We start from the raw sequence: 9,397 nt of genomic DNA, 5'->3' as shown, positions 1-9,397 counted from the left end.
ACGTTTGCGCCCCTTGTTGACAGGGTGCACGACCTGCGTGACACGCTCTGCAGCGGTGTTATGACGCGCGACCTCAACAAGTGCCGGTTTTTCGAGCAGCTCATGCGCCAGTAGCCTGATCTCTTTCGAGAAGGTGGCGGAGAACAGCAGTGTCTGTTTCTGTTTTGGCAGCAGAGCGAGCACTTTGCGGATATCACGGATGAAGCCCATGTCGAGCATGCGATCGGCTTCATCAAGTACGAGGATTTCTATTTTGGAAAGATCGATGGTTTTCTGACCGGCGTGATCGAGTAGCCTGCCCGGTGTTGCAACAAGAATGTCGACACCGTTGCGCAGTTTATCAATCTGCGGGCGAATGCTGACACCACCGAAAATCACCATCGATTTAAGTGGCAGGTACTTGCCGTAGGTATCGATGCTGTCTTCAACCTGGGCTGCAAGTTCGCGTGTCGGTGTCAGTACAAGGGCACGCAGCGGGCGCTTGCCTTTTGTCGACTGACCGGATTCCATCAGGCGTTGCAGCAGTGGCAGGGTAAAGCCGGCGGTTTTGCCGGTGCCTGTCTGTGCGCCACCCATGATGTCGCGTCCTTCGAGAATGGGCGGAATGCCTTTCAACTGGATAGGAGTTGGTTCGCTGTAGCCCTTTTCTGACACAGCACGCAGGAGTTCGGTCCTTAGACCGAGGGATTCAAATGACATGGAAATTTTTTCTCTGGGATCGGCCTGACCAATAGGGTGCTACTGGTACGGTCCAGGCGGAAACTATCTGTTTTCAGCGGTGATCGTTGCGGATGACTGCTTTGGAAGTTGGGTGCAGACCGGAGTGCACCTCGAATTGCCGGGAAGTATACAGTAAACAGGCAATCGCTGAGCTGCTGATTTACCTCCACCTTTTTCAGGTGAAATAAACCGCCATCCCCGATGGATGGGTAAGGGAGCCGGTTTTTTATTATTGGTCGGGGTGAGAGGATTTGAACCTCCGACCGCTCCGTCCCGAACGGAGTACTCTACCAAGCTGAGCTACACCCCGAAAAAACCTAGAAAGCCCTCGCAACAGCAAAATCAGCAAGATCCGACAGTGCATCGCGGTATTCAGATGCAGGTAATGCTTCTAATGCCTGCTTGGCCTTTTCTGCATGCTCTTTTGCACGGTTGGTCGTGTACTCGATGGCGTCACTTTGAGCGATCGCCCCCACGACACGGTCGATTTTATCACGCCCCCCCTCTTCAATGGCAGAGCGGATCAGGCCCCTGGATTTCGAGTTTCCGCTCTCCATGGCACGAATCAGGGGCAAGGTTGGTTTACCTTCTTCAAGGTCATCACCGATATTTTTGCCGATATTCTGTCCGCTGTAGTCGAGAGCGTCGTCGATAATCTGGAAAGCGATACCAAGTTGCATGCCGTAGTTGGCAAGGGCCTCTTCGATTTTTTTGTCGCTCTGCGAAATAACCGCAGCCAGCCGGGTACCAGCCTCGAACAGGGTGGCGGTTTTGCGCACGATGACGTCGGTATACTGCTCCTCGGTAATATCCGGATCATTGCAATTAAGCAGTTGCAGTACCTCGCCCTCGGCGATCTGGTTGGTGGCATGCGAGAGGATGTCCATAATCCTCATCTCTCCTACGGAAACCATCATCTCGAATGCGCGTGAGTAGAGAAAATCACCCACCAGCACACTTGCCGGATTGCCCCACACGTGATTGGCTGTATCATGGTCGCGACGCTGGTCCGACTTGTCGACAACATCGTCGTGCAGCAGGGTAGCGGTATGGATAAATTCAATAATGGCCGCGATGTCGAGGTGCTTGGCGCCCTCGTAGCCAACTGCCTTTGCTGCAAGCAGCACGAGTAACGGACGCAGGCGCTTACCACCGCTATTGACGATGTACTGACCGATCTGGTTGATCAGTGCGACGTCCGAATAGAGCTGTAAAAGAATCAGGTCATCTACCAGGTGGAGATCACGACTAACGAGGGTACGGGCTGTTTCTACTGTCATACTGCGCTGTTTTATCGACTGGAGACGCAATCCTATGAAAGCCTGCCCCCTCGGTCAAGACAAACATGCATCTCGTTTAGTTCTCAGGGCTTGAGAGACTTGGCCAGATGGGGGACAATAGCGACTTATATGAACTATAGAACATGCTGTCGACCGGGAGAATCTGATGAGTGAGTCAACCTCTATCCATGGACAATGGTCCTCGCGACTGGTGTTTGTCCTGGCGGCAACCGGTTCGGCTGTCGGATTGGGAAATATCTGGAAATTTCCCTATATCACCGGCGAATACGGCGGCGGAGCATTTGTGCTGGCCTACCTGGGTTGTATTCTCATGGTTGGCCTGCCGGTCATGATTGCCGAAATTCTTCTCGGCCGGCGAGGACGCCAGAGTCCGATCAACACCATGCGCATGCTTGCCGCGGCTCAGGGAGTCTCTCCCGCGTGGTCATGGCTGGGCTGGGCCGGCGTTATTACCGGTTTTCTGATTCTCTCTTTCTACAGCGTGATTGCCGGTTGGGCAATCGCCTACGCTTGGGAGACTTTCTCAGGTACTTTTACGGGAGCAAGCGCCGAGGAGGTTGGCGAGGTTTTCGGTGCGCTGGTCTCTTCGCCCGGACAACTGCTTTTCTATCACACCCTGTTTATGCTGCTGACCATGTTCGTGGTTGGCCGTGGAGTCAAGCAGGGCCTCGAGAAAGCTGTCACTATCCTGATGCCTGCACTTGCGATTCTGCTGGCTATCATGGTGGGATATGCAATGGCACAGGGTGCTGCAGCCGAGGGTCTCAGGTTTCTGTTCGAGCCTGATTTCAGCGCCGTTTTCCAGAAGTGTACTGATGAGTCAGGCACACAGGTCTGCACCTTCACCAGTGAGCCTATACTGGTTGCGCTTGGGCACGCTTTTTCACACTCAGCCTGGGCATGGGAGCGATCATGGTCTACGGCTCCTACATGCCATCCAACGTCTCGATTACACGTGCTGCATTGATGGTTGTCGCTGCAGATACTGTCGTCGCCCTGTTCGCGGGCATGGCGATTTTTCCACTCGTGTTCGCCAATGGTCTTGAGCCGGGCTCGGGCCCGGGCCTGATATTCCAGACGCTGCCGATCGCTTTCGGGCAGATGCCAGGAGGCCTTGTTGTTGGTGGTCTCTTTTTCGTACTGCTTGTGTTCGCGGCCTGGTCATCATCAATTTCACTGATCGAGCCTGCGGCTGCCTACCTGGTGGAGAACAAGGGGATGTCGCGTCCAGTGGCTGCATTCACCGTTGGGGCAATCTGCTGGGTACTGGGTATCGGCACAGCGCTCTCTTTCAACCTCTGGTCGGACTACAAGTTGTTCGATATGACGTTTTTTGACCTGCTGGATTACCTCACGGCCAATATCCTGCTGCCGCTGGGTGGATTGTTCATTGCGATCTTTGTCGGTTGGATCAGCAAGCGCCACATCTCCGAATCCGAGTTGTCAATATCATCTGGACTCTTTACGGTATGGTGGTTTGTTGTCCGCTTTATCGCGCCGCTGGGCATCTTCGTTATCTTTCTCAATGCCATCGGAGTTGTCTAGGTGGCAGTGGTGGAGAAAAGCGCCCTTGTACAGCACTCGGCTGGTGAAATGTACCGCTTGGTCAATGATGTTGAGCAGTACCAGGATTTCCTGCCGTGGTGCAAATCGTCACGCCTGGTGTCGCTTGAAGGGGATACAATGATCGGAGAGCTGGTGGTGGCTAAGTCGGGCATCACGCAGAGTTTCAGCACCCGCAATACCCTGACCGAAGACAGGCTGGTTGAACTGCAACTCGACGAGGGGCCGTTCAGCAAACTGACCGGGCAGTGGGAGTTCACCCCATTGCGTGATGATGCCTGCAAGGTATCACTGCGTCTTGAGTTCGAATTCAGCGGCCGGCTCATGAATGCTGCTTTCGGGGCTATCTTTTCGCAAATCGCCAATACCATGGTGGATGCTTTCTGCAAAAGGGCAGATGAGATTTATGCAAACTGAACAGATACATGTAGAAGTCGCCTACGCACTGCCACAGCGACAGTTGATTCTCGATTTTGATGCCGATGCAGGCATTACCGTGAAACAGGCGATTATCGACTCGGGGATTCTCGCTGAATTTCTCGAGATTGATCTCGAAACGGTCAAGGTAGGTGTTTTCGGAAAGCTGGCGAAGATGGATGCCGTGCTCAATAATGGGGACAGGGTCGAGATTTATCGACCGCTGATCGCTGATCCTAAAGAGGCACGCAAGAAACGTGCGGCCGAGGGTAAGAAGCTCACCAATCGGGCCAAGGCTGCCCCGACTGGTGCCGAAAAAGGGGCCTGATTATTCGCTTCTGGCTTCGTCGGCGATACCAATTTTTTTCAGGGTGCGCTTGAAGATGCCTTCACCCTGGTAATCGGGTACTGACACGACCACGCGTTTCGCTTCCTGCTCACTGCGTTCGTCTGCCTCGTACTCGCCCTCGATGCGGTCGACGAGATCATCGCTGAAGTAGATTGACAGGGTCTTCAGAACCGGTTCCTCGCCAGGAACATCAATCGAGTAGACATAATCCCAACGCTCCTGGTGGAACACATCAACCAGTGAGGGTGAGCCAAGCGAGATACGTACCTCGTCCTTGGACATACCAGGTGAGAGTTCCTCTAGTGCGTCTTCCGTCAGGATGTTGCCCTGCTGAATTGTCGCCTTGTGAACAAGTGACCAATTAGAGATGGCATCGGGTACTATAGAGGTGATTTTCTCGGTGGTACTGCAGCCCGAGGCGAGCAGACCGGCGAAAATGGCTGATAGAGTGAGAAGCTTGTTCATTCGTGATACTTGCAATTGCGTGTCCAAGACAGAATCAGGCCATACTATAACCCAAAAAAGCGATTATTTGACAGTAGTGACGGAAAATAATGGACGATCAGAACATTCGTGATGCAGGGCTCAAGGTCACCACGCCGAGAGTCAAAATCCTCGAAATCCTCGAAAACAGCGATTTGCGGCACATGAGCGCAGAAGATGTCTACAAGGCATTACTGGAGCGGGAAGAGGAGATTGGCCTTGCCACTATCTACCGGGTATTGACCCAGTTCGAGGGTGCGGGGCTGGTTCAACGTCACAATTTTGAAGGTGGACAGGCTGTTTTCGAACTGGACCACGGTGGCCATCATGACCATATCGTGTGCATGGATTGTGGTCATGTCGAGGAGTTTGTCGACGAGGGTATCGAGCAGGCACAGCACCGGGTAGCTGAAGAAAAAGGTTTCGAATTGTCAGAGCATTCCCTGATTCTCTACGCAAGATGCACCAAAAAAGAGTGCATTCATCGGCGCTAACTGCGTGCGCCCCGGCTGACCATCTCGGCCGCGTGATCGAGGGTTCGCTCGGTCATCTCCACACCACCGAGCATACGTGCAATCTCCTGCACTCGCTGCTTGTCATCCAGCCGCACCACGGTTGAGCTCGTAGCATTCTTGTTGCTCTCTTTTTCGACGCGCAGGTGTAGATGTGCCTGTGATGCCACCTGTGGCAGGTGGGTAACGCACAGGATTTGCCGCTTGGATGCGATTTGCCGCAACAGTTGACCGACCACCTCGGCGGTTGCGCCGCCAATGCCGACATCTACTTCATCAAATATCAGTGTTTCAATTTTACCGATGCCGGCGGTGACCACCTGAATCGCAAGGCTGATGCGCGATAACTCGCCACCAGAGGCGACTTTCGAAATCGGCTGAGGCGTCATGCCAGGATTTGCCGAGACCAGGAATTCGACTGTCTCCTGACCATATCTAAGCGGTTCATCGCTCTTGGCCGGGTGCAGTGCCACCTGGAACTCGCCATGCGGCATTGATAACTGTTGAATCTGTCCGGTAACCTCTTGCTGCAGTTTTTTCGCGGCTTTTTGACGTGATTTGCCAAGTTTTTGTGCAGCTGATTTCCACCTCTGCACCGCCTTGTCGAGTTGCTGCTGCAGAGCCTCGAGTGTTTCGCCGGCATTTTCGAGGCTGGCGAGTTGCGTCTTCAGCTTCTCTTGCAGGTCGGCCAGTTGATCAGGATCGCACTGGTATTTTTTTGCCAGCGAGTGATAGTTTCCGAGACGCTCATCAACCTCTGCAAGCAGCTGCGGGTCGAGTTCCACTGTACCGGCATAACCTTGCAATGCGCTCGACGCTTCCTGGATCTCGATCAATGCGCTTCTGATCATTGCATGACTCTCGGCAAGCGAGGGATCGAGTTCGACCAACTCCCCGAGTCGGTTGTCGGCGTTTTGCAGCCGCTCCTCTGCGCCAGAGCCGGCATATAGCTGCTGCGTGATCTCATCGGCCGTGCTGATGAGCATTTGTGCATTGGCGAGGCGTTTCTGCTGTTGCTCAAGCTCGTGCCATTCACCGGCAACGGGTGCGAGACCGTCGAGCTCCTGTAACTGAAACTGTAACAATCGCAGTTGGTCACGATGTTCATTCTGTTGGTCTGTCAGTTCCTGCAGTTTCTCTTTAGTCGTCAGCCACTCCTGCCATGCGGATTCAACTGCCTTGCAGAGTTTGTCATGAGCGGCAAATCCGTCGAGCAACTGGCGCTGGTGCTGTCTGGATCCAAGTGACTGGTGTGCGTGCTGGCCATGGATGTCAATGAGGCGGCTGCCGAACTCATCGAGCAGGGCGAGTGTCACCATCGATCCGTTGATGTAGGCTTTGGAACGTCCGTTGCTGTTGAGTACACGCCTGATGATGCACTCATCATCATCTGTCGGGATATCCTGCAGTTCAAGCCAGGCTGTCATCTCGGCCTCCGGCAGGGTGAACTGTGCGGTGATTTCGGCGCGCTCACACTGGCTGCGGATCAGAGAACTGTCGGCCTTGTCACCAAGTACCAGTCCGAGTGCATCGACAAGAATCGATTTACCGGCACCGGTTTCGCCGGTGAGGGTCGTCATGCCACTGCCGAAGTCGATTTCCAGTGACTCGATAGTCACGAAGTTGTGAATCTGGAGTGCGGTCAGCATCCTGTAGGTTTCCGGTCAGGTACGGTTGTGGCCCCAGCCGAGTTTCTCGCGCAGGATCTGGAAATGATCATGACCACTCGGATGGATGAGGCGTACAGGGTGGCTTGCACGGCTGATTGCCAGGGTCTGGTGTTCCTTGATACCAAGGTGTGTCTGCCCGTCGCAGGTGATGCAGACATGCTCGCTGGGTGTGCGACCACAGCTGCGGATCTCGATCAGGCTGTTGTCGCCAACCACGATCGGACGATTACTCATCGTATGCGGACAGATGGGTACCAGCAGTATGGCGCCCATCGAGGGCATGATCAGTGGGCCGCCGCCTGACAGGGCATAGGCGGTTGAGCCTGTCGGTGTCGATATGATGATGCCGTCGGAGCGTTGGGTTTCGACAAACTTGCTGTCGATGCGAAGTTCAAATTCGATGATGCGCGCCGTGTTCCACTTGTGGAAAACGACATCATTGAGCGCAAGTGCCGAGTCGAGGACTGTGCCATCCTGATCGCGAACTTCTGCCTGCAGCAGAAAACGGGGATCCTCTTCATAACTGCCGGCAAGTATCCTGTCGAGACTGTCGAGCATCTCCTGTGGGGATATGTCGGCAAGGAAGCCAAGACGGCCGCGGTTAATTCCGACGACAGGTACGTCGTAGGGCGCCAGGGTACGGCCGCTATGTAGCAGGGTGCCGTCACCACCAACCACGATGACCAGATTGGCAGTTTCTGCAAGCTGGCTGAGTGGCATCTGCCTGCTATCCGGCAGGAAGTCAGCCATCTTCTCATCGACCAGCAACTCGATGCCGGCTGCCTGCAGGTGGGCATGCAGCGGCTGCAGCAATTCACCGAGGGTCGGGTCGCCTCTTTTGCCGGTAATGCCAATGCAGGGAAAGATGCTGCTCAAATGATTGCGCCTGTTCGTCTATATTAATAGTGAAAATTAACATGTGTGGCATTATTGCGCTACACTTGGATTTCCGATTGATAGCGCCGATTTGTCTCAGATTGCGGGCGCTTCACAAATTCAGCTAAAACGAGGGTTATGCTTTTCTAGAGTAAACCCTTGTTGTACAGATTGAGGGTTTTAAGAAAATGCATGATGAACATGAGTGGGATGTATCAACTATAGCGATCCGAACCGGCCATCAGCGCACGGCGGAGAGTGAACACTCGGAACCAATCTACCCGACTTCAAGCTTTTTATTCGACACGGCCGCCGAAGCCGCAGCACGCTTCTCAGGCGATAAGCCGGGCAATGTCTATTCACGCTTTACCAATCCCACCGTAAAAACATTTGAAGCACGTCTTGCAGCGATGGAAGGCGGAGACTCCTGCGTGGCCACGGCCTCAGGTATGGCCGCAATTTTTGCCACCTGCATGGGTTTGCTGGAGCAGGGTGATCATATCGTCAGTTCTCGTGCCATCTTCGGCTCGACAGTGATGCTGTTCAACAAGTACCTGTCGCGCTGCGGTATTACGACCAGCTATGCTGAACTTTCAGGCCTTGATTCATGGAAGGCGGCAATCACGCCCGAGACGCGTATGCTGTTTCTGGAAACACCTTCCAATCCGTTAACAGAAGCGGGTGACATCGAGGCGCTGGCGCAGCTTGCGCATGATAACGATGCAATCCTGGTTGTTGATAACTGCTTCTGTACGCCGGTTGTGCAGCAGCCGCTGAAACTGGGTGCGGATATCGTGGTGCACTCCGCGACCAAGTATATCGACGGACAGGGGCGTTGTGTCGGAGGAGCAGTTGTCGGTGACAGTAAACGCGTTGGTGAAGAGGTGTTCGGCGTGCTGCGCACCGTTGGCCCGACCATGAGTCCTTTCAATGCGTGGGTCTTTCTCAAAGGTCTGGAAACTCTTGAATTGCGTATGCAGCGCCACTGTGACAATGCCGCTAGTCTGGCAACCTGGCTCGAGCAGCAGGATGCGGTTGAACAGGTCTATTTTCCGGGACTTGAATCACACCGCCAGTTTGCGTTGATTCAAAAGCAGCAGCGCATGCCAGGTGGCATCGTCTCTTTTCGTCTCAAGGGGGGCAGGGAGAAGGCGTGGCAGCTGATTGACTCAGTCACCCTGATGTCGATTACAGCCAATCTCGGGGATGCCAAGAGCACCATTACCCATCCGGCAACGACTACCCATGCACGCCTGACTCCCGAGGAGAAGGAAGTCGCGGGTATAGCTGACGGCCTGGTGCGTATCTCGGTTGGGCTGGAGAATGTGGATGACCTGCTTGCCGATCTGGAGCGGGCTTTTTCAGGTCTCTGATTTTGACGCTTCACGTCACTCTTAAGTCATTGATCGTAGCCAATATCGTCACCCCGGGCAGCGTTTTCGTCACCCCGGGCTTGACCCGGGGCCCATCAAGCACAGCGCACGAACATAAAGATGCCGGCTCAAG

9 protein-coding genes, 1 tRNA gene and 1 pseudogene are annotated in these 9,397 nt (G+C 54.2%); 5 read left to right on the top strand and 6 right to left on the bottom strand.

What is annotated here, in order from left to right:
* The 3 genes from BOW51_RS03940 to ispB all read right to left on the bottom strand — a co-directional run.
* On the bottom strand, window positions 1-699 hold a 699-nt coding region (locus tag BOW51_RS03940; protein WP_135568039.1), incomplete at its 3' end, for a DEAD/DEAH box helicase.
* Between the two features lie 254 nt (window positions 700-953).
* Window positions 954-1,030, bottom strand: a tRNA-Pro gene (locus tag BOW51_RS03935).
* Window positions 1,031-1,037: 7 nt separating this feature from the next.
* On the bottom strand, window positions 1,038-2,000 hold the full coding sequence (gene ispB, locus BOW51_RS03930) for an octaprenyl diphosphate synthase (protein ID WP_078476539.1): 963 nt from the start codon (window positions 1,998-2,000) through the stop codon (window positions 1,038-1,040).
* Window positions 2,001-2,166: 166 nt separating this feature from the next.
* On the opposite strand from ispB, the pseudogene BOW51_RS03925 reads away from it, so the two are divergent.
* The 3 genes and pseudogenes from BOW51_RS03925 to BOW51_RS03915 all read left to right on the top strand — a co-directional run bounded on the left by BOW51_RS03925 (window position 2,167) and on the right by BOW51_RS03915 (window position 4,329).
* Window positions 2,167-3,566: pseudogene (locus BOW51_RS03925) on the top strand (sodium-dependent transporter).
* A 9-nt stretch (window positions 3,567-3,575) separates the two neighbouring features.
* Entirely contained in the window at window positions 3,576-4,001 is a 426-nt protein-coding gene (locus tag BOW51_RS03920; protein ID WP_370738153.1) for a type II toxin-antitoxin system RatA family toxin, read from the top strand.
* Window positions 3,991-4,329: an RnfH family protein gene (locus BOW51_RS03915; protein WP_078476537.1), complete on the top strand. Its 339-nt coding sequence runs from the start codon at window positions 3,991-3,993 to the stop codon at window positions 4,327-4,329. The genes BOW51_RS03920 and BOW51_RS03915 overlap by 11 nt, the downstream gene beginning before the upstream one ends.
* Here the strand turns inward: BOW51_RS03915 and BOW51_RS03910 are convergent, their stop codons facing one another.
* Window positions 4,330-4,815, bottom strand: a complete 486-nt coding sequence (locus BOW51_RS03910; protein WP_078476536.1) for an outer membrane protein assembly factor BamE — start codon at window positions 4,813-4,815, stop codon at window positions 4,330-4,332.
* Window positions 4,816-4,904: 89 nt separating this feature from the next.
* On the opposite strand from BOW51_RS03910, the gene fur reads away from it, so the two are divergent.
* Window positions 4,905-5,327, top strand: a complete 423-nt coding sequence (fur, locus tag BOW51_RS03905; protein ID WP_078476535.1) for a ferric iron uptake transcriptional regulator — start codon at window positions 4,905-4,907, stop codon at window positions 5,325-5,327.
* Here fur and recN read toward each other — a convergent pair.
* Window positions 5,324-6,994 carry a DNA repair protein RecN gene (recN, locus tag BOW51_RS03900; RefSeq protein ID WP_078476534.1) on the bottom strand — a complete coding sequence of 557 codons (1,671 nt, stop codon included), beginning with the start codon at window positions 6,992-6,994 and terminating at the stop codon, window positions 5,324-5,326. The genes fur and recN overlap by 4 nt on opposite strands.
* A gap of 15 nt (window positions 6,995-7,009) precedes the next feature.
* Window positions 7,010-7,891 (bottom strand): NAD(+) kinase, encoded by an 882-nt coding sequence (locus tag BOW51_RS03895; protein WP_078476533.1) that lies wholly within the window; start codon window positions 7,889-7,891, stop codon window positions 7,010-7,012.
* Between the two features lie 188 nt (window positions 7,892-8,079).
* Between BOW51_RS03895 and BOW51_RS03890 the strand changes: the two genes are divergently transcribed.
* Complete coding sequence (locus BOW51_RS03890) at window positions 8,080-9,264, top strand: O-succinylhomoserine sulfhydrylase (protein WP_078476532.1); 1,185 nt, start codon at window positions 8,080-8,082, stop codon at window positions 9,262-9,264.
* The last annotated feature ends 133 nt before the right edge of the window (window positions 9,265-9,397 follow it).

The sequence above is a fragment of the Solemya elarraichensis gill symbiont genome (genome assembly GCF_002021095.1).
In the GTDB taxonomy this organism is placed as follows: Bacteria; Pseudomonadota; Gammaproteobacteria; order Chromatiales; family Chromatiaceae.
Note: the sequence above shows the minus strand (reverse complement) of the source record. Positions and strands in the feature narration are given on the sequence as shown.